The following is a 19,482-nucleotide window of genomic DNA, read 5'->3' on the forward strand; positions in this document are numbered from 1 at the left end:
TGGCCGCCACGCGGTCGCGAGCCGAGCGGCGTCTCACGCCGCATGGGCCAGCGTCAGCGCACCACCCGCCGCCGAAAGCACCAGAACGGACCACCGGACAGAGCGTTCGCCGACCCGGCGGCTCAGCGCCCGTCCCAGCAGATCACCGGCGAGAGCCGCGCCCGCCACCGCGACGAGGACGCTCACGGGCACCTCCACCCAGCCGAGGCTGGGCAGTGCCACCAGGCCGAGCAGGAAGAAGTAGATCGACAGCGTCCCGCGAGTCTCGTCCGCGCCCCAGCCCGCACTCGCCCCGTACACGGCCACGGCGGGACCGGAGAGTCCGGCGACGGAGTTCATCGCCGCGCTCAGCACGCCCGCGCCGACGGCGCCCGTCCTGCCCGCCAGCCGTCTGCTGGTGACACCGCTCGCCAGCACGCCGACCGCGAGGACACAGCAGCCACCCGCGGCGAGCAGCAGAGGCCGCGCGGGAACGCCGCGCACCACGAACGCGACGAGCGGGGTGAAGACCACCGCGGGCACCGTCAGCCACGCGACCTGCTTCCACCTGATCGCCCGCCAATGGGTGATCGCGACCGCCAGGTAGACCGGGAAGCCGAGCAGCAGGGTGAGCCGGACGGCGTCGAGCGGGCCCAGCGCCAGCGCGAGAAACGGCACGCACAGCAGGGAAAGCCCCATACCCGACAGACGTTGGGCGACGACCCCGGCCGCCGCCGCGAGCGAGGTCATGGCCAGGGTTCCCACCGGTCCATTGTGGAGCCGGCGTTCGAACCCCGGTAGCCGGTATCCGGCGAGGACGTCATAGCCCATCGCTATGACCGCTGACTGGACCCGTCGATCGCGCGGGTTCTGGCACTTCTGGCCGTTCCAGCCGTGCCGCACGCTCAGCGTCATTGCCTTTGGAACAGACGGGAGCGTGAGATGAAGATCGGTGTCCCTCGTGAAGTCAAGAACCACGAGTACCGGGTCGCGGTGACGCCCGCGGGCGTGCACGAATTCACTTCGGCCGGGCATGAGGTGTTCGTCGAACGCGGAGCAGGCGAAGGGTCCTCCGTGCGCGACGAGGACTACGCCGCGGCCGGGGCGAAGGTGCTCGACAGCGCCGACGACGTCTGGGCGACCGGAGACCTCGTGCTCAAGGTCAAGGAGCCGATCGCGGAGGAGTACCACCGGCTGCGCCACGACCAGCTGCTGTTCACGTACCTGCACCTCGCCGCGAGCGAGCCGTGCACGAGGGCGCTGCTGGACGCGGGCACGACGTCGGTGGCCTACGAGACGGTGCAGCTGCCGAACGGTTCGCTGCCCCTGCTGTTCCCGATGAGCGAGGTCGCCGGACGGCTGGCCCCGCAGGTCGGCGCGCAGACGCTGATGCGCGCCAACGGCGGGCGGGGTGTGCTCATCGGCGGCGTCTCCGGCGTGGCCCCGGCGCGGGTGGTCGTCCTCGGCGCCGGTGTCGCGGGCATGAACGCGGTCGCCGGCGCGGCCGGGACCTGGGCCGACGTCGTCCTGTTCGACAAGAACGTCGACAAGCTCCGTGCCGCCGACCGGATGTACCAGGGCCGGATCCGCACCGCCGCGACCAACGCGTACTCGATCGAGGAGGCCGTACTCGAAGCCGATCTCGTGATCGGCGCGGTGCTCGTGCCGGGAGCCAAGGCGCCGAGCCTGGTATCGAACGAACTCGTGTCCCGGATGAAGCCGGGCAGCGTGCTCGTCGACATCTCCGTCGACCAGGGCGGCTGCTTCGAGGACACGCGGCCGACCACGCACGCGGAACCGACGTTCACCGTGCACGACTCGGTGTTCTACTGCGTCGCCAACATGCCCGGCGCCGTGCCGCACACCTCGACGTACGCGCTGACGAACGTGACGCTGCCGTACGCGCTGGAGCTGGCGAACAACGGTCTCTCCGGCGCCCTCGCGCGATGCCCGGAGCTGCGCGGCGGGGTCAGCACGGTGGACGGGCGGCTGACGTCCGCGCCGGTCGGTGAGGCGCTCGGGATCGACTCGGCCGCGCTGGACGACGTGCTCGGTTAGGTGGTGCGGGCCGGGATCTGGAGCTAGGTTCAGATCCCGGTCCCGTCGCCGAGAGGGAGGTGCCGTTGCCGCGAACGTTGATCGAAATCGACCGGACGTCCGCCGAGCCGCTCTACCGGCAGGTGCGGCGCGCCATCGAGCACGGCATCGCGATCGGCACCTTCGACCCGGCGCACCGGCTGCCGAGCTCGCGTGAGCTGGCCGCCGAACTGAGCGTTTCCCGCAACACCATCAACCTCGCCTACCAGGAGCTGGTCGCCGAAGGGTTCGTGGAGAGCCGGGAACGCAGCGGGCTGTTCATCAACGCGGAGATGCGGCCGCATTGCGCCGTGCAGGAGCGCGGCACCACCCCGGCCATCGACTGGAGCGCGCGGGTCCGCCGGTACCCGGATGCCGGGGTGCCGCATATCGAGAAACGCCCGGACTGGCACACGTATCCGTACCCGTTCCTCGCCGGCCAGGTCGACGTCACCGCGTTCCCGGCGCGGTCGTGGACCCGCTGCCTGCGCGACGCGCTGTACCGGCCGCACGTGTTCCCGAGCCTGCAGGACAGCGTCGGCTCGGACGACCCGATGCTGGTCGACCTGATCTGCCGCCAGCTGCTCACCGCGCGGGGGATCGAGGCCGACCCGTCCGAGGTGCTGATCACCGTCGGTTCGCAGCAAGGGCTCGACCTGCTCGGCCGCGCGCTGCTCGGCCCGGACAGCGTCGTGGCGATGGAGAACCCGGGCTACCTCGACGCCCGGCACATCTTCCTGCGCACCGGCGCCGGGCTGCGCGGCGTCGACGTCGACCAGAGCGGCCTGCGCCCACCGGAGACACTCGACGGCGTCGACCTGCTCTACCTCACCCCGAGCCACCACCATCCGACGAACGCGACGTTGAGCATCGGCCGCCGCCGTCGCCTGCTCGGCCTCGCCGCGAGTGCGGGCACGGTGCTGGTCGAGGACGACTACGACAGCGAATTCCGGTACCACGGCAGCCCCACACCCGCGCTCAAGGCGCTCGACGGCACCGGCGACGCGATCTACCTCGGCACCTTCTCCAAGTTCCTCTCACCCGGCCTGCGGCTGGGGTACCTGGTCGGGCCGCGCGAGCTGGTGCGGGAACTGCGGGAGATCCGGCGGTACGTGCTGCGGCATCCGCCCGGTCACCTCCAGCGGGCGCTGGCGCTGCTCATCGACAGCGGCGAGTACCACCGGTCCCTGCGCCGCTACCGCACGAAATTGATGCGGAAATGGGAGGCGACCTGCGCCGCGGTCACCGAACACCTGCCGTGGACGCAGACGGCGTACCCGCCGGGCGGGGTCAGCCTCTGGATGACCGGGCCGTCCGAACTGGACTGCCGGGCACTGATCGAACGCGCCGAGCGCGACGGCGTCCTGATCGAGCCCGGGGACATCTTCTTCGTCGGGGAAGACCCGCCGCGCAACCACTTCCGGATCGGCTTCGCGGCCGTACCGTTGCGCGACATCGACCCTGGTATCCGCCTGCTCGGCGAGGCCTGCCGCGACCTGCTCGGCGGCTGAGCGGCCAACTGGTACCTCCGCGCCGGAGCGTTCTGGACCTGTTCAGGCGGCCAGACGTGCCGCACTGTCTGGGGATCCCTCGTGAGCCCGGGAGGCCTGTGTGGAATTCCTTCGAGAAGATCCCCAGCGTGCAGCCGATTTCGTCGCGCTCGGCGGCACCGTCCTCACCCTCGACGCGGCGGGGAGACGGGTCCGCGCGCTGGCCGCGACCGGCGGGCGGATCACCGCGCTCGGTTCCGAACGGGAGGTCTCGCGGCTGATCGGCCCGGAGACCACCGTGCTCGACCTGGCGGAGCGCACGGTGATCCCCGGTTTCGTCGAGTCCCACAACCATCCGGCGTTCTTCGGGATGACGCTGGCCGCGCCGGTCGACGCCGGCAGCCCGCCCAACGACACCATCGCCGACATCGCCGGCCGGGTCGCGCAGGCGGCCAAGGATCTCGGGCCCGGGGAGTGGATCCGCGGGTTCCGTTACGACGACACGCTGCTCGCGGACGGCCGTCATCCGACACGCGCGGACCTCGATCCCGTCTCCGGTCGCAATCCCGTGGTCCTGACCCATGTTTCCGGGCATTTCTGCACCGCGAACTCGCTCGCCCTGCGCGAAGTCGGGATCACCGCCGAGACCCCGGACCCGCCCGGCGGCCTCATCGTGCGCGATGCCCGGGGCGAGCCGACCGGGGTGCTCGTCGAGACGGCGGCCTTCCTCGTCACGTCCCGGCTGCCCGGCCAGAGCGCGGGAGAACTGGCCGAAGCCCTGCTGCTGGCGGACGAGGAATACCTCGCCAACGGCGTGACCTCCGTGCACGACACCGGGATCGGTCTCATCGGCGGAGCGGCAGAGCTGGAGGCGTACGCGCTGCTGAGGCGAGCCGGGAAGCTACGCGTCCGAGTGCGTGGCTACCTGTTCGACGGCCTTCTGCCCGGCCTCGCCGAGGGCGAACCGGAAGCCCCGCAAGACGGCGCGGACGACAAGTTCGCGATGACCGGCGTCAAGATCGTCGCGGACGGGTCGATCCAGGGCAAGACCGGTTGTCTCGCGGAGGGCTACACCTGCGACCCGGACGAGCACGGCATGATGCTGCTCGAACCGGCCGACCTCGGCCGCCGGATCGCCGCGCTCGACGCGGCGGGCTGGCAGGTCGCCGTGCACGGCAACGGGGACGCGGCGATCGACGCGATCATCGACGGCTATTCGCGGCTGGGCTCGCCGCGCGGCACCGGCAGGCGGCACCGGATCGAGCACTGCCAGACGGTGCGCGAAGACCAGCTGGACCGGATGGCGGCCCACGACGTCCTCGCGTCGTTCTTCGTCAAACACGTCTACTACTGGGGAGACCGGCATCGTGACGTCTTCCTCGGCCCCGAGCGGGCCCGCCGGATCAGCCCGCTGGTCTCGGCCCGCTCGCGCGGGATCCACTTCGGACTGCATTCGGACACCCCGGTGACCCCGGTGCCACCGCTGGAGGGGATCTGGTGCGCGGTACGCCGGATCACCAGACAGGGCAAGGTACTCGGCCCGGAACAGGCCGTGGACGTCGACGCCGCGCTGCGTGGCTACACGATCGACGCCGCGTACCTGGCGGGCGAGGAGGACGTCAAGGGCAGCCTGGAGGTCGGAAAGCTCGCCGATCTCGCGGTTCTCTCCGGTGACCCCACCACGGTCGACCCGGACCGGATCCGCGAGCTGACCGTGGACGCCACCGTCAGCGGCGGCGAGGTCGTCTGGCGGCGCGAGACGACGGGAGCACGACGATGATCCGCAGCTGGCCGAGTGTCCTCATAGGACTGTTCCTCCCCGCTATCGCCCTCCTGGCTGGGATTCTGGTGCTCTCCGGATCGACGGCATCGGTGCTGGGCATCCCGGTGCTGTTCTTCTGGGTGTTCTGCTGCTGCCCGCTGACCACCCTGTGCCTGTGGATCAGCTGGCGTTTCTTCGACCGCGCCCACTACCCGGAGGACGACTGATGCTGATCGCGATCGTGGCGGTGGTGATGGCGGGTTCGATCGGGCTCGCGGTATGGGCGGGACGGTCGACACGCGGCGGCGGGATCTCGGAATTCCTCGTCGGCGGCCGGTCGTTCCCGGCGTGGCTGGTGTACTTCCTCGCGGTCGGCGAGGTGTACAGCATCGGGACGATGATCGGGTTCCCGAGCGGTATCTACGCGCATGGCGCGAGCTACGGGATCTGGTTCCTCGGTTACATCCTGCTCGCGTACTCACTGGGCTATTTCCTGGCGCCGCTGGTGTGGCGGGCGGCGAAACGGTACGACGCGATGACCGTGCCCGACGTGTTCGGGCGGCATTTCGGCAGCAGGCGGCTGGAGCTGATCACCTGTGTCACGATGCTGATCGCGCTGGTCCCGTGGGGGCAGTACCAGTTCATCGGCCTCCAGGTGGTGCTGAGCAATCTGGGGTTGCGGCTGGATCCCGTGCAGTGCGTGGTGCTGGCGGGCATCGTGGCGTTCGTCTACATCGCCGTCTCCGGGGTGCGATCGCCCGCGTTCGTTTCGATCCTCAAGGATTTCTTCATGCTGCTCGGCGTCGTGCTCGTCGGGGTGGCCGTCGTGATCGCCGCCGGCGGTACCGCGAAGGTCAGCGGACCCGAGGTGCTGAGCGCGGCGCAGACCACCATGGGTGGCTCGGAACTCACCTTCGCGATGACGACGATCCTGTTCCAGAGCATCGTGTTCTACCTCGGTTTCGGCGGCGCCTACGTGTTCCCGGCCCGTTCCGAACGCGCGGTGAAGAGCTCGACGGTGTGGATGCCGATGTACATGCTGATCTACCCGTTCCTGGTGCTGGCCGCCTACTACGGCGTGCGCGCGCATCCGGACCTGGAGAACCCGAACACGGTGTTCATGGTGACGGCCAAGGGTTTGCTGCCGGACTGGCTGCTGGGCCTCGTCGCCGCCGGCGCCGCGCTGTCGGGCGTGCTGGTGCTCGCCGCGACCGCGCTCACCATCGGCGGCATGGTCTGCCGCAACCTCGCGCCGAACGTCCCGGCCGCGGCGCAACGGCGGTGGACCGTCGTCGCGGTGGCGAGTTTCCTGGTACTGGCGGCGGTATTGACCCTCGTCGCGTCGACGCTGATGCTCACCATCCTGAACCTGACCTACAACCTGCTCGCCCAGGTCGTCCCCGGCTGGCTCGCGATCCTGTTCGTGCGGCGGGTGCGGACGGCCGCGGTGGCCGCCGGGATGGTCACCGGGGTGCTCACGGCGATCGCCCTGTACGTCACCGGTGCGACGTTCGGCGGTTTCAACGCGGGGCTGGTGTCGCTCGGGGTGAACCTGGCCGTGGTGGTGATCTGGAGCCTGGCGGCGCCGGGCAAGGCGCGGATCCCGGTGGCACGGTCGGCCGACAGTGCCCCGGACCTGGAGGCGGTCCCTTCGCTCAGCCGGTGACACAGCGATCATGCGTGATCAGAGCCGTAACTCGCGTGATCAGAGGCGTAACTCGCGTGATGGAAGGCGTAACTCGCGCATCGCGTGTCATCCGCCCTGAATCACGCGAGTTACGGCTCCAATCACGCGAGTTACGGCTTCAGACACGCATCATCCGGCTAACTCGACCGGGTCCGCCACGACCGCAGGGCGAGACGCCGCGCGGGCGGAGGTGCCGTGACTTCCTCGGGCACCTGCTCTCCGTACACCGCCTTCGCGACCGAGAGCTTCAACTCGCGGCACCGCCGGACGACATGAGGCGGGAAGCCGGTACCGGCCGGCCGGTCCGGCGTCCCGCCCGTCTCGGCGTCGAACGACGTCCAGCCCGAGCCGAGGTCGATCAGGCTGCGGTGTTTGGTCGTGTAGTACCCGCGCGTCACGCTCATCGCGAGGCCGGTCGCGCCCGCCGCCGCGGCGACGAGGTGCAGGTGGTACCGGCTGGAGATCCAGGTCTGCCCGGGCGCCATCGGCGGGCCGTGGCGCCAGATGTCACGGAACGGATGGAATTCCGCGCCTGCGAGTTCGTGCTCCAGCAGCGCCGGAACGGCGCGGTCGACTCGGGGGATCCCTTCGACGACGGCGAGTTGCTCGGGGTGGATTTCCCACGCCCGCACCAGACCCAGCACCTGGGCGGCCAGTTCGGACGGCTCGAAGGCGCCGATGTCGGACTGTACGCAGAGGACGAATTCGCGCGCCTGCGCGGCGGCTCTGGGCTCGGGCGGTTCCAGGAAGACGTCGTCGCAAGTCCGGGCGACCCCGGGAAGCAGTTCCGCCGATGGATCGTCGCGGACGTCGACGACGTCGAACCGGTCGGTGAGCGACCGGAGCAGGTCGGTGGCGCCGGGCGGGAACGGTGTCAGGCCCTGCCCGGTCATGGCCGTGCGGGCGCCCGATCGCCGCGCGGCGGCCGCGGCGCCCGCGATCAGCCCGATATGCCGTGGCCACAACGCGTTGAGGTAGCCACCGCCGATCAGGTGCACCACGTCGGTCCGGCCGAGGAGGTCGATACCGGCGTCCCACCGCGGCGCGAGCCCGGGGTCGTCCACCGCCGACTGCACCCAGCGCGCCACTTCCCACGGATCGTCCGATGGCGCCTCGCCGCACAGCCGCCACAGGGTGTCCGTGCAGCGGAGGCGCGGATGCAGCCCGTCCAAGAGCACTCGCGCGGGTCCCGGCGAGTGGGTGTCGAGCCAGACGTCGGCCTCCGGATCGATCCGCGCCAGATGGCGCAGCCACGTCGCCGCGATCAGTTCGTCGCCGTAGTTGGGAAATCCACTCGGGCCGATCAGATAGTGACAAGCGCGGGCGGGCGGATCGCTCCGCCCACCCGCGCTTCCGTCGAAGGTCACTGCGCGACGGTGATCTGCGTGTCCAACGCCTGATCGCCCTGCGCCTTCTCGTTGCCGGTCGCTTCGGTCTTGACGCGGTCCTTGGCCACACCCGCGCCTTCCAGGGCGGTGGTGATCGCTTCGGCGCGCTTTTCCGACAGCGCCTTGGACTTTTCCGCGTCGGGGTAACCCGCATGGGTGGCGACGGTGATCTTGACGTCGTTGCCCTGCATGGCCTTGGCGATCTCGCCGAGAGCCGTCTTGCTCTTTTCGGTCAGTTCGGCGCTTTCCGTGGTGAAGGTGATCGGCGACTGCTGGAGTGCCTGCTGGATCGCCGCGGTCACCTTCTGTGCCGCCTCACCGCCGGCCTGACCCGCGTCTCCGGTACCCGCTCCCGAGGAAGCCGGGGCGCCGGAGGACGACGCGGCGGCCGCGCTTGAAGCGGTTCCATTCGCGCCGGAGGTCCCAGCCGCACCGTTTTCGCCCTCGGATCCGCACGCGGCGACCAGGCCGGCCACGATCGCGACGCCCGTTACCGTCCGGGCAATTTTCCTGCGCATGAAGTTCGAACTCCCTTTGGCCGTGTCCGCTTTGGCTGACCTCAGGGATACGAACACGAACGGGCTAAAAGCGCCAATCGTGTTCCGGTGGACCGGTGGTGAATACACCCGAGTGAGCTACCTTCGGCGATGCTCGTTCCCGGTGGTCGAGTCCGATTTCCTTGTCCGCAAAGGGCAAATGAGGTGAAGCTGACGCGACTCACCCAACCGTCCGGCTCAAGTTGCGATTGAGCGCGAAGGGACTTTGATGGGTGTCATGCGCCGGTAGCCGGCGTATTCACAATACGTGAGGAGTTCTCATGGGTATCGACTTCGAAGGTATGAAGGACAAGGTGAGCGGGGAGCACGTCGACAAGGCCGCCGATTTCGCGAAATCCCGCTTCGGTGACCATTCGGACAAGATCGACTCGGCCGCCGACAAGGCGAAGGACTACCTCGGCGAGTCCGGCGGCGAGCAGCAGCCGGGCGAAGGGCAGCAGGACTCACCGCAGGGTCAGTAGTTCGAGGACGTCCCGGAACGGCGCGTACCCGGACGTGACCGAGGTGTCGAGAACCCGGGAGCGGCGGTAGAAGGGACTGAGGTCGAGCCCCACGCCGATCCCGCGGATCTCGACGCTGTTCTCCTCTCTCAGCACCGTTTCCCGCAGATGCTCGTCCAGGTAGTGCGGATCGTTCGCGAGGCTCGTCGCGCCGTCCATGGGGCTGCCGTCGGAGAGGACGAGCAGGATCCGGCGTGCCTCGGTTCGAGCGCGCATCCGGCCGCAGGCCCAGGCCACCGCCTCGCCGTCGATCCCTTCCCGGAACAGGTCGGCCTTCAGCAGCGCCGCCAGGTCCGGGCGCGACCGGCGCCACGGGGTTTCCGCGTCCTTGAACACGAGGTGCAGGCGTTCGTTGAGCCTGCCGGGATGGCGCGGCCGTCCCGCTCGTCTCCACTCCCGCCCGGGTCCCCCGCCGTTCCAGGCGCCGGTCGTGAAGCCGAGTACCTCGCAGGTGGCGCCTGCGAGTTCGAGCGACCGCGCGAAGAGGTCGGCCAGCGCGGCGACGGGTTCCGCGTGCGCGGTCATCGAACCCGAACAGTCGATCAGGAACGTCACGAGGGTGTCCGCCACCGGCTCGATCCGTTCGGTGCGGAAGATCCGGCGTTCGGTGGGGGAGCTGATCAGCTGCGCCAGCGTGCGGCCGTCGAGCTGACCTTCCTCCTGGCCGCCGTCCCAGCCGTCGCGCGCGGGCTCGGCCAGCACCGCCTTGAGGTCGCGTGCCAGCCGTCCCGCCCCGACCCCCTGCCTGCCGACACGCCGGTCGAGCCGTTCGCGGAGTTCGGCCAAGAGCCCAGGGCGCACCAGGTCCGACGCCCTGCGTTCACGGTCGTACGCGGTGGTGAAAACCCGGTACGCCGCACCGGATTCGCCCAAGGTCCGGCTGGTGCCTGCGGTCGCGGTGGGAATCTGTTCGCCGTGGCTGGCGTCGAAGTCGATCACGAGGCTGAACCGCGGATCGGTGGGATCACTCTCGTCCTCGGCGGCCTGCTCGGTCCCGGCGAGCAGGCCGCCGACCGTCCGGGCGATCGCCAGCGCGTGTTCGGCGAACGCCTTCTGGTCCGTCCGGTGCCGCCGAAGCCCGGCGAGGTCGTGGCCGAGGGAAGGCGCCAGCGCGAATCTGGTCGCCTCGATGAGGTCCTCGGTCTCCTCGGCCACCGGTTCGCCGGTGATCCGCGACCGGCAGATCTGCGCGACCGTGTACAGCAGCAATCCGCGTGCGGTCTCGGTCAGGCCGGAGCGATGGAACTCCAGTGACCAGCGCAGATGACGCAGGCGCAGGTTGCGCCGCATACCCGGCAGGTCCGCGGGCGGGAGCGATTCGACGCGGAACTGTTCCAGCAGCTCGAAAATGCCGCGTTCGGCCGGGTCTCGCGGGCACAGGCTCCGGTGCAGGGCGGCGTCGGAGGACGTCAGGCGCAGCGCCATCCCGTCCGCGATCCCGCGGGACGACAGCAGATCGTCGTCGGCGGAGTGGCGGAGATGCGGTGCGTGCATGGGCAGCGGGTCGCGGCCGCGGTGCAGGCGCCGTGCGCGGAAGTGGAGCGCCGGATCGCCGGTGAGCGCCCGGACCGCGGCCGCGCACAGCTCCTCGACCTGGTTGCGGCGCCGGGTTTCGGCCTGCCCCGCGGTCATGCCGAGAGCAGGTGTAGCTCGTCGTCGAAGCAGCGCTGGAAGTATTCCGCCACCAGGTCCCGCTCGGCTTCGTCACATTTGTTCACGAAGGACAGCCGGAACGCTGTCGCCGGATCACCGAAGATCTCGATGTTCTCCGCCCAGGTGATCACCGTGCGCGGGGACATCAGGGTGGACAGGTCACCGGCCTGGAAACCCTTGCGGGTCAAGGCGGCCACCGCCACCAGGGACGCCGCCAGCGACTCGGAGACGCCGGGGACCCGCGCCCGCACGATCGCGATCTCCTCGGCGGCGGGCAGGTAGTTCAGCGACGCCACGATGTTCCAGCGGTCGATCTGCGCGTGGTTCAGCCGCTGCGCGCCGTGGTAGAGCCCGTTGAGGTTGCCGAGCCCGACCGTGTTGGCGGTGGCGAACAACCGGAAGGACGGATGCGGCCGCAGGACGCGGTTCTGATCGGTGAGGGTGAACTTGCCGTCCCGTTCGAGCACGCGCTGGAGCACGAACATGACGTCCGGGCGGCCGGCGTCGTACTCGTCGAGCACCAGCGCGACCGGCCGCTGCAGCGCCCACGGGAGGATGCCCTCCTGGAACTCGGTGACCTGCTTGCCCTCGCGTAGGACGACGGCGTCACGCCCGACGAGGTCGAGTCGATTGAGGTGACCGTCCAGGTTGACGCGCACGCACGGCCAGTTGAGCCGTGCGGCGACCTGCTCGATATGGGTCGACTTCCCGGTGCCGTGCAGTCCCTGCACCAGTACCCGGCGATCGCGGGTGAATCCGGCGAGCAGGGCCAGGGTCACGTCCGGGTTGAAGCGGTACGCCTCGTCGATCTCGGGGACGTGCTCGCCGCGCTCGCGGAACGCGCCGACGACGAGGTCCGAATCGACGCCGAAGACTTCGCGTACCGGGAGCCGTAGCTCGGGGACCATGAGAACTCCTTACGACGGAACACTTTCCGGTTCGGACGCGCCCTCGGCGTCGACGCGGCTGATCGCTTCGGCCGCGCGCTGCAACGCGGGTAGCGTCTGTAGTGCCTTGTCCGGCGTCAGCCGCATGACGGGCGCCTGCACGGCGACGCAGAGGTTGGCACGCCCCGGCACGAGGACCGCGACGCACACCAAACCGGGCAGGAACTCCTCGTCGTCGAGCGCGAACCCGTCGCGGCGGATGCGGGTGAACTCGGCTTCGAGCGCGTCGAGGCCGGTGAGGGTCTTGTTCGTGTACTGCTTGAGCGGCGCGTGCGCGAGCAGCTTCCGCCGCTGCGACGGGCTCATCTGCGCGAGGATCATCTTGCCGCTGGCCGAACAGTGGATCGGCACGCGCGAGCCGGGCCTGAGGTAGAACCGCAGCGGTTCCGGCGTCTCCACGCGGTCGAGGTACACGATCTCGTTGCCCGACAACGTGGTGACGTTGCAGCTCTCACCGAGTTCGTCGACGAGGTGGCGCAGGACGGCGTGCCGGGCGCCGTGGTGGGTCGCGTTGAGGAGCAGGTTCTCCGCGAGCCGTCGCAGCCGGTGGCCGGTGCCGTAGTGGCGGCCGTCGGCCTGGCGGACCAGCAGGCCGGCCCCTTCGAGCTGCTGCAGCATGCGGTGCAGCGTCGGTTTCGGCAGACCGGTCTCCTCGACGAGGCCCTGCAGGGAGACCAGCTGGTCCTTGGCGGCGATCAGCTCCAGCAGGGAGAACAGCCGCATGGTCGGCGTGTCCCCGTTGATCGGATCGGGTTCGCGAAGCAGCTCCATGTTCCGAAAAGTAGCACATGGTGTCTCGGTTTCCAGAATCCGACGTTGACGCTCGGCGATCCGCGTCCTATCGTCGGTCGCATCCTGATTTCAGGAACGCCACGTATCGTTTTTTGTAAATCTGCCTGTCGAAGGAGCGGAACATGACGGAACGGAAGACGGGTGACGGCCGCGTGGTCGTCAGCGGCCGGAAGAAGATGACCCCGTCCGAGGCCTTCGTCGAGACGCTCGTGGCGAACGGCGTCACCGACATCTTCGGCATCATGGGGTCGGCGTTCATGGACGCGATGGACATCTTCGCGCCGGCCGGCATCCGGCTGGTACCGGTCGTGCACGAACAGGGCGCCGGGCACATGGCCGACGGCTACGCCCGGGTGAGCGGCAGGCACGGCGTCGTCATCGGGCAGAACGGTCCCGGCATCAGCAACTGCGTCACCGCGATCGCCGCCGCCTACTGGGCGCACAGCCCGGTCGTCATCGTGACGCCGGAAGCGGGCACGATGGGCACCGGCCTCGGCGGTTTCCAGGAGGCCAACCAGCTGCCGATGTTCCAGGAGTTCACCAAGTACCAGGGGCACGTCAACAACCCGAAGCGGATGGCCGAGTACACCGGCCGGTGCTTCGACCGGGCCCACTCCGAGCTCGGCCCGACGCAGCTCAACATCCCGCGCGACTTCTTCTACGGCGAGATCGAGGCCGAGATCCCGGAGCCCGCCAGGCTCGACCGCGGTCCCGGCGGCGAGCGGAGCCTCGACGAGGCCGCCGCGCTGCTGGCAACGGCGGAGTTCCCGGTGATCATCTCCGGTGGCGGCGTCGTGATGGCCGACGGCGTCGAGGAGTGCAAGGCGCTCGCGGAACGTCTCGGCGCGCCGGTGGTGAACAGCTACCTGCACAACGACTCGTTCCCGGCGAGCCACCCGCAGTGGTGCGGACCGCTGGGGTACCAGGGTTCCAAGGCCGCGATGAAACTGATCTCACAGGCGGACGTCGTGATCGCGCTCGGCTCGCGGCTCGGCCCGTTCGGCACCCTGCCGCAGCACGGCATGGACTACTGGCCCAAGGACGCGAAGATCATCCAGATCGACGCGGACCACAAGATGCTCGGCCTGGTCAAGAAGATCACCGTCGGCATCTGCGGCGACGCCAAGGACGCGGCCGTCGCGCTGACCAAGCGCCTCGCGGACAAGACGCTGGCCTGTGACTCCACAAAGGACGCGCGCGCGGCGAAGATCAAGGCGGAGAAAGACGCGTGGGAGGCCGAACTCGACGCCTGGACCCACGAGACCGACCCGTTCAGCCTCGACATGATCGCGGAGCAGGAGAGCGAGGAGGGCAACTGGCTGCACCCGCGGGAAGTGCTGCGGGAGCTGGAGAAGGCGATGCCGCCGCGCGTGATGGTGTCGACCGACATCGGCAACATCAACTCGGTCGCGAACAGCTATCTGCGCTTCGAGGAGCCGCGCAGCTTCTTCGCCCCGATGAGCTTCGGCAACTGCGGGTACGCTTTGCCAACCATCATCGGTGCCAAGGCCGCGGCGCCCGACCGGCCCGCCATCTCCTATGCCGGCGACGGCGCGTGGGGGATGAGCATGGGCGAGATCATGACCGCGGTCCGCCACGACATCCCGGTCACGGCGGTGGTCTTCCACAACCGGCAGTGGGGCGCGGAGAAGAAGAACCAGGTCGACTTCTACAACCGGCGGTTCGTCGCGGGTGAACTGGAAAGCGAGAGTTTCGCGGGGATCGCCAAGGCGATGGGCGCGGAAGGCATCGTCGTGGAGAAGCTCGACGAGGTCGGCCCCGCGTTGCAGCGCGCCGTCGACGCGCAGATGAACGAGGGCAAGACGACCGTCATCGAGATCATGTGCACCCGCGAGCTGGGTGACCCGTTCCGCCGGGACGCGCTGTCCAAGCCGGTGCGGTTCCTGGAGAAGTACAAGGACTACGTGTAGGCCTCGGGTTTTACGTGTGAAGGCCCCTTACCCTCGGCTCAGCCGAGGGTAGGGGGCCTTTACGCGCTTGGGGCCTTCATCAACGCCCCACCGTCGTGCTCGGTCTGGTTTGGGGCGGGCCATGTCGCGAAAGCCACTTTCGGGACATCAGGCGTCGCGAAAGTGGCTTTCGCGACACCTGGGGCGCGCAAGGTGACGGGTGATCATGAGGCGTGGCCCCGCTGCCACCAAGGTGCCGGCCCCGGCCAACTGGACCCATCGAACGCCGCCGCTCTGGTGCTGGGCCGGTGCCAGCCGGGTTGCGAAAGTCAAAGCACAGACTCGTGTCTCGAAGGAGGTCTCCGGTGGACGTCACCCAGCTGCGAGCGCAGGCCCGCAGGCATCTCGGCCCGCACTTCACCCGCAAGGACACCTGGGCCTCGGATTTCCCGGTGTTCGTACGCGGCGAGGGAAGCTACCTGATCGACACCGAAGGACGCCGCCATCTCGACGGTCTCGCCGGGCTCTTCTGCGTCAACATGGGCCACGGACGCGCCGACATCGCCAAAGCCGCCGCCGACCAGGTCGGCACCCTGGCCTACGCGAGCAACTGGGGTTCGGCGCACACCCCGGCGATCGAGGCGGCCACGTTGCTGGCCGAGCTCGCGCCCGGCGACCTCGGGACGACGTTCTTCGTCAACTCGGGTTCGGAGGCGGTGGAAACCGCGCTGAAGTTCGCCCGGCAGTATCACCGCAGCCAGGGGCAGCCCGAGCGGACGAAGATCATCAGCCGCGACATGGCGTACCACGGCACGACCATCGGCGCCCTCTCGGTGACCGGGCTGGCGAAGATCAAGGAGCCCTTCGGCCCGCTCATGCCGGGCGTCCGGCACGTGCCGAACACGTTGGGACTGCTGGGAGACTGCGGCCCGGCGTCCGAATTGGACTGTGTCACGGCGATCGAGCGGGTCATCCTGGAGGAGGGGCCGGAGACGATCGCGGCGCTGTTCGCCGAACCGGTGCAGAACGGCCGCGGCGCGCTGGTGCCGCCGAAGGGATACTGGCCCGCTTTGCGCGCCCTGTGCGACAAGTACGGCATCCTGCTCGTGTCCGACGAGGTCATCTGCTCGTTCGGCAGGCTGGGCCACTGGTTCGGGCACGGCGTCACCGGGGTGCTGCCGGACCTGATCACCTTCGCCAAGGGATCGACGTCGGGGTACGCGCCGCTCGGCGGGGTGATCGTGCGCGAGAAGCTGGTCACCGAGCTGTACGACTCACCCAAGGGCGGTGTCTTCACTCACGGAGCGACGTGGGGCGGGCATCCGGTCGCCACCGCCGTCGCCGTCGCGAACCTCACCGCGATGCGGGACGAGCGGGTGCTCGACAACGTGCGCATCGAGGGGCCGGAGCTGTTCGCCGCGCTGAACTCGCTCAAGTCCGCGCACCGCTGCGTCAAGGACGTCCGCGGCACCGGGTTCTTCTACGCCATCGAGCTGATGGCCGACCGCGACAGCGGCCGTGAGCTGACCGAGGCCGAGTCGTTGAAGGTGCTTCGCGAGGTGCTCCCGGAGGCGTTCCGGCGCACGGGCGTCATCCTCCGCGGCGACGATCGCGGCGCGACGATGCTGATGATCTCGCCGCCGCTCGTCGCCGATCGCGAGGTGCTCACCGAGCTTCTGCACGGCGTCGACGCGATGCTCAACGACGTCGAGAAGGCCGTCCAGCCCTGATCCTCTTTTCACCACGTGGGGGCCGCCATCTTCCGGCGGCCCCCGCTTCGTCCGTGGAGGTACTTCGATGAGCCTGACCACCGAGGTCACGCCGGACGCCACGCTCGACGGCTGGCGGGAGGCGTTGCGCGGCGGGGATCTCCGCGTCGCCTTGCCGGACGGCGACGACGAGCGCGCCGTCCGCGCCGCGATGACGCTCCGGGACGAGGGAGTCGTGCGCCCGCTGCTTTTCGGTGACGGGGCGCGCCTTCGCGCGGCAGGTGCCACGGAAGACCTGATCGTGGACATCGCGGACGCCCTTGCCGACGACCGGATCGAGGCCGCCCTGGCAGCGGGATTCGAGCGTCGTCCGGAAAAACTCGACGCGGCCCGGCGCGATCCGGTGTTCGTGGCGGCCGCGACCCTGCGGGCGGGTGTCGTGGACGCTTGTGTCGCCGGCGCGACCCGGCCGACCGCCGACGTCCTGCGCGCGGGGCTCCGGGTCGTGGGCCTGGCCCCGGGAGTGTCCACTTTGAGCAGTTGCTTCCTGCTGCTGCTCCCGGACGGGCGGCGGCTGACCTTTTCGGACTGCGCCGTGGTCCCCGAGCCGGGTGTGGAGCAGCTGGCGGACATCGCCCTCGCCGCCGCGGCGACCCATCGCGGCCTGACGGGCGAAGACCCCGTGGTCGCGATGCTGTCGTTCAGCACGCAGGGGAGTGCGGCCCATCAGCGCGTCGACGTCGTCCGCGAGGCGACTTCGCTGGTGCGGCAGCGGGAACCGGGTCTCCCCGTGGACGGCGAGTTGCAGTTCGACGCCGCGCTGGTGGCGTCGATCGCGGCGGCCAAGGCACCCGGATCCGCGGTCGCCGGTCGCGCGAACGTCCTCGTCTTCCCGAATCTGGACGCCGGCAACATCGGCTACAAGATCGCCGAACGGCTCGGCGGAGCCGTCGCGCTCGGCCCGATCCTCCAGGGCCTCGCCGCGCCGCTCAACGATCTCTCCCGCGGTTGCTCGTCCTCCGACATCGAAACGCTCGCGCTGCTGAGCGCGGTCCAAGCTAGCCGAGCAGGGCGAGGGTGACGTAGGCGATGGTGCCGACGAGCAGCGTGGAGAACAGGCCGAGCAGCAGCGCCCGGCCACCGGTGCGGACGAGGGTGCCGATCCGGACCGCGCAGCCCAGCCCGAAGAGCGCTCCCGCCAGCAGCAGCGTGCAGACCACCTTGGCGACGTCGAGCGCGGCACCCGGCAGGATCCCGGTGCTGCGCACCACCACCATCGCCAGGAAACCGAGGACGAACAGCGGGACCAGCGGCGCGCGCTTCCCGCCCGCGGACGGGCGCCGACGGCGTTCGTGCACGCTGACCGCCGCGACCATCGGCGCCAGCAGGACGACCCGGCTCAGCTTCACCACCACGGCGACCGCGACGGCGGCGGTCCCCGCCGGGGTGGCGGCCGCGACGACCTGCGCGACCTCGTGCACGCCCAACCCGGCCCAGCCGCCGATCCGCAGCGCGTCCATGCCCAGCCAGCCGCCGAGCAGCGGGACCGCCGCGATCGCCAGGCCTCCGTAGAAGGTGACCAGGGCGACCGCGGTCGCGACGTCGGAGTCTTCACGCTCGACGACGCCTTCCATCGCCGCGATCGCCGACGCGCCACAGATGGAGAACCCGGTCGCGACCAGCATCGCGAGACCGCGCGGGACGCCGATCAGCCTGCCGAGCCCGATCGTGCCGAGGAACGTGAGGCCGACCGTCAGCACGACCGCGAGCAACGTGCCAGGGCCGAGGGAAAGCACCGAAGGGAGCGCGAGTTGCAAGCCGAGAAGGACGACACCGGCGCGCAGGAGCTTCTTCGTCACCTTCGCGATGGCTTGCCGGGTGCCGTCCGAGAGCACCGGCAGCGAGCCGGCGAGCACCCCGAGCACGACCGCGAGCGTGAGGGCGCTGAGCACCGGAACGGCGGTGCTCAGCAGGTACGCGACGGCCACACCGAGCGCGGTGACGGCGAGACCGGTCAGATGCGGCTTCGTCCGCCGCGCATACGTGGTGCTCATGGTGACGAGCGTCGTCCGGAGAGGACAGTGCCGGTAGCCGCGAATGCGGCGGGTAGGTCATGCAGTTTGGCTATGACAGCGCCGGAGCTGGACTCCCTGCGCCTGCTCGTCCTCGTCGGCGAACTGGGCAGCATCGGGCAGGCCGCGGCCATCCTCGGGATCGCGCAGGCGTCGGCGAGCGAGCGGCTGTCCTTTGTGGAACGACGACTCGGCCTGGTGCTGCTGGACCGGACCCGCCGCGGTTCCGTGCTCACCCCGGACGGCCGCGTGATCGCCGGCTGGGCGCGCCGCGTGCTCACCGAGCTCGACGGGCTGCTCGACGGCGCCGAGGCACTGCGGACCCGGCACGAGGCGGGACTCCGCGTCGCGGCGAGCATGACGCTGGCCGAGCATCTGGTCCCTGGCTGGATCGGCGAGCTCAAACGCGCGAACCCCGGCCTCTACCTCGGCCTCGAGGTCACGAATTCGGATCAGGTCGCCGTACTGGCCCGCGAGGGCAAGGTCGACCTCGGTTTCGTCGAGTCGCCCGGCGCGCTGCCCGGTCTCACGTCGCGGAGGGTCGCGGGGGATCATCTCGTGGTGGTCGTCTCCGGCGCCCATCCCTGGGCGCGCGAACGTCGTCCGCTGACCCCGGCGGAGCTGGCGAGCACGCCGCTCGTGGTGCGGGAACAGGGCTCCGGAACCCGGGAGACCGTCGACACGGCCTTGCGCCGGGCCGGGGTGGGGCCGGTGAAACCGTTGCTGGAGCTGGGTTCCGCCTCCGCCGTCCGCAACGCCGTGATCGCGGGCGCCGGCCCTGCGGTGATCAGCGCACTGGACGTCACCGGCCACGATCTCGTGTCCGTCGCGGTGGAAGGTGTCGACTTCGGACGCGTCCTGCGCGCGGTGTGGCCCGCCGGACGGCGCCTGGGCGGCCCGGCGGCGGAACTGCTGGCCTTGGCGACGCGCAAGCCGTCCTGAGTGGAACTGGACCCCTTT

Annotated in this window: 17 protein-coding genes; 10 read left to right on the top strand and 7 right to left on the bottom strand. The window is 69.8% G+C overall.

The genetic code is table 11. The features are described from left to right. Window positions 1–33 precede the first annotated feature (33 nt). The gene (locus ACXIZN_RS09035; RefSeq protein WP_457953589.1) at window positions 34–744 is read right to left on the bottom strand and encodes a TSUP family transporter; all 711 of its coding nucleotides are present in this window, start codon (window positions 742–744) and stop codon (window positions 34–36) included. 177 nt (window positions 745–921) lie between these two features. On the opposite strand from ACXIZN_RS09035, the gene ald reads away from it, so the two are divergent. The 5 genes from ald (at window position 922) to ACXIZN_RS09060 (ending at window position 6,973) form a co-directional block, all read left to right on the top strand. Next, window positions 922–2,037, top strand: a complete 1,116-nt coding sequence (gene ald, locus ACXIZN_RS09040; RefSeq protein ID WP_457953591.1) for an alanine dehydrogenase — start codon at window positions 922–924, stop codon at window positions 2,035–2,037. A 65-nt stretch (window positions 2,038–2,102) separates the two neighbouring features. Then, window positions 2,103–3,566, top strand: coding sequence for a MocR-like pyridoxine biosynthesis transcription factor PdxR (gene pdxR, locus ACXIZN_RS09045; protein ID WP_457953593.1), 1,464 nt, complete (start codon window positions 2,103–2,105; stop codon window positions 3,564–3,566). Between the two features lie 100 nt (window positions 3,567–3,666). After that, entirely contained in the window at window positions 3,667–5,325 is a 1,659-nt protein-coding gene (locus tag ACXIZN_RS09050) for an amidohydrolase (RefSeq protein WP_457953594.1), read from the top strand. Next, entirely contained in the window at window positions 5,322–5,534 is a 213-nt protein-coding gene (locus ACXIZN_RS09055; RefSeq protein WP_457953595.1) for a DUF3311 domain-containing protein, read from the top strand. The genes ACXIZN_RS09050 and ACXIZN_RS09055 overlap by 4 nt, the downstream gene beginning before the upstream one ends. Further along, a complete protein-coding gene (locus ACXIZN_RS09060) occupies window positions 5,534–6,973 on the top strand; it encodes a sodium:solute symporter family protein (protein WP_457953597.1) in 1,440 nt (479 codons plus the stop codon). The genes ACXIZN_RS09055 and ACXIZN_RS09060 overlap by 1 nt, the downstream gene beginning before the upstream one ends. A gap of 158 nt (window positions 6,974–7,131) precedes the next feature. Here the strand turns inward: ACXIZN_RS09060 and ACXIZN_RS09065 are convergent, their stop codons facing one another. Next, entirely contained in the window at window positions 7,132–8,361 is a 1,230-nt protein-coding gene (locus ACXIZN_RS09065) for a polysaccharide pyruvyl transferase family protein (RefSeq protein WP_457953598.1), read from the bottom strand. Then, complete coding sequence (locus tag ACXIZN_RS09070; RefSeq protein ID WP_457953600.1) at window positions 8,358–9,008, bottom strand: OmpA family protein; 651 nt, start codon at window positions 9,006–9,008, stop codon at window positions 8,358–8,360. The genes ACXIZN_RS09065 and ACXIZN_RS09070 overlap by 4 nt, the downstream gene beginning before the upstream one ends. A 191-nt stretch (window positions 9,009–9,199) precedes the next feature. Between ACXIZN_RS09070 and ACXIZN_RS09075 the strand changes: the two genes are divergently transcribed. Next, window positions 9,200–9,400 (top strand): antitoxin, encoded by a 201-nt coding sequence (locus tag ACXIZN_RS09075; protein WP_125682836.1) that lies wholly within the window; start codon window positions 9,200–9,202, stop codon window positions 9,398–9,400. On the opposite strand, the gene ACXIZN_RS09080 is transcribed toward ACXIZN_RS09075, so the two are convergent. The 3 genes from ACXIZN_RS09080 to ACXIZN_RS09090 are packed head-to-tail and all read right to left on the bottom strand — an operon-like array spanning window position 9,383 to window position 12,810. After that, window positions 9,383–11,071, bottom strand: coding sequence for a cobaltochelatase CobT-related protein (locus tag ACXIZN_RS09080; RefSeq protein ID WP_457953602.1), 1,689 nt, complete (start codon window positions 11,069–11,071; stop codon window positions 9,383–9,385). The genes ACXIZN_RS09075 and ACXIZN_RS09080 overlap by 18 nt on opposite strands. Continuing rightward, window positions 11,068–12,000 (bottom strand): AAA family ATPase, encoded by a 933-nt coding sequence (locus ACXIZN_RS09085; RefSeq protein WP_457953604.1) that lies wholly within the window; start codon window positions 11,998–12,000, stop codon window positions 11,068–11,070. The genes ACXIZN_RS09080 and ACXIZN_RS09085 overlap by 4 nt, the downstream gene beginning before the upstream one ends. 9 nt (window positions 12,001–12,009) lie before the next feature. Beyond that, window positions 12,010–12,810 (bottom strand): IclR family transcriptional regulator, encoded by an 801-nt coding sequence (locus ACXIZN_RS09090; RefSeq protein ID WP_457953606.1) that lies wholly within the window; start codon window positions 12,808–12,810, stop codon window positions 12,010–12,012. Window positions 12,811–12,953: 143 nt separating this feature from the next. Between ACXIZN_RS09090 and xsc the strand changes: the two genes are divergently transcribed. The 3 genes from xsc to ACXIZN_RS09105 all read left to right on the top strand — a co-directional run bounded on the left by xsc (window position 12,954) and on the right by ACXIZN_RS09105 (window position 17,531). After that, window positions 12,954–14,762: a sulfoacetaldehyde acetyltransferase gene (gene xsc, locus ACXIZN_RS09095; protein WP_457953607.1), complete on the top strand. Its 1,809-nt coding sequence runs from the start codon at window positions 12,954–12,956 to the stop codon at window positions 14,760–14,762. Between the two features lie 344 nt (window positions 14,763–15,106). After that, complete coding sequence (locus ACXIZN_RS09100; RefSeq protein ID WP_457953609.1) at window positions 15,107–16,471, top strand: aspartate aminotransferase family protein; 1,365 nt, start codon at window positions 15,107–15,109, stop codon at window positions 16,469–16,471. A 67-nt stretch (window positions 16,472–16,538) separates the two neighbouring features. Beyond that, a complete protein-coding gene (locus ACXIZN_RS09105) occupies window positions 16,539–17,531 on the top strand; it encodes a phosphotransacetylase (protein ID WP_457953610.1) in 993 nt (330 codons plus the stop codon). Here ACXIZN_RS09105 and ACXIZN_RS09110 read toward each other — a convergent pair. Continuing rightward, a complete protein-coding gene (locus ACXIZN_RS09110; protein WP_457953612.1) occupies window positions 17,509–18,504 on the bottom strand; it encodes a YeiH family protein in 996 nt (331 codons plus the stop codon). The genes ACXIZN_RS09105 and ACXIZN_RS09110 overlap by 23 nt on opposite strands. 72 nt (window positions 18,505–18,576) lie before the next feature. Between ACXIZN_RS09110 and ACXIZN_RS09115 the strand changes: the two genes are divergently transcribed. Next, a complete protein-coding gene (locus ACXIZN_RS09115; RefSeq protein ID WP_457953614.1) occupies window positions 18,577–19,464 on the top strand; it encodes a LysR family transcriptional regulator in 888 nt (295 codons plus the stop codon). Window positions 19,465–19,482 lie beyond the last annotated feature (18 nt).

The sequence above is a fragment of the Amycolatopsis sp. TRM77291 genome (assembly GCF_054166285.1).

Coding starts and splice junctions, on each gene's coding strand:
- ACXIZN_RS09075 (WP_125682836.1), top strand. CDS start 9,200: ATGGGTATCGACTTCGAAGGTATGAAGGACAAGGTGAGCGGGGAGCAC.
- ACXIZN_RS09115 (WP_457953614.1), top strand. CDS start 18,577: ATGACAGCGCCGGAGCTGGACTCCCTGCGCCTGCTCGTCCTCGTCGGC.
- ald (WP_457953591.1), top strand. CDS start 922: ATGAAGATCGGTGTCCCTCGTGAAGTCAAGAACCACGAGTACCGGGTC.
- ACXIZN_RS09085 (WP_457953604.1), bottom strand. CDS start 12,000: ATGGTCCCCGAGCTACGGCTCCCGGTACGCGAAGTCTTCGGCGTCGAT.
- ACXIZN_RS09060 (WP_457953597.1), top strand. CDS start 5,534: ATGCTGATCGCGATCGTGGCGGTGGTGATGGCGGGTTCGATCGGGCTC.
- ACXIZN_RS09080 (WP_457953602.1), bottom strand. CDS start 11,071: ATGACCGCGGGGCAGGCCGAAACCCGGCGCCGCAACCAGGTCGAGGAG.
- ACXIZN_RS09055 (WP_457953595.1), top strand. CDS start 5,322: ATGATCCGCAGCTGGCCGAGTGTCCTCATAGGACTGTTCCTCCCCGCT.
- ACXIZN_RS09090 (WP_457953606.1), bottom strand. CDS start 12,810: ATGGAGCTGCTTCGCGAACCCGATCCGATCAACGGGGACACGCCGACC.
- ACXIZN_RS09110 (WP_457953612.1), bottom strand. CDS start 18,504: ATGAGCACCACGTATGCGCGGCGGACGAAGCCGCATCTGACCGGTCTC.
- ACXIZN_RS09105 (WP_457953610.1), top strand. CDS start 16,539: ATGAGCCTGACCACCGAGGTCACGCCGGACGCCACGCTCGACGGCTGG.
- xsc (WP_457953607.1), top strand. CDS start 12,954: ATGACGGAACGGAAGACGGGTGACGGCCGCGTGGTCGTCAGCGGCCGG.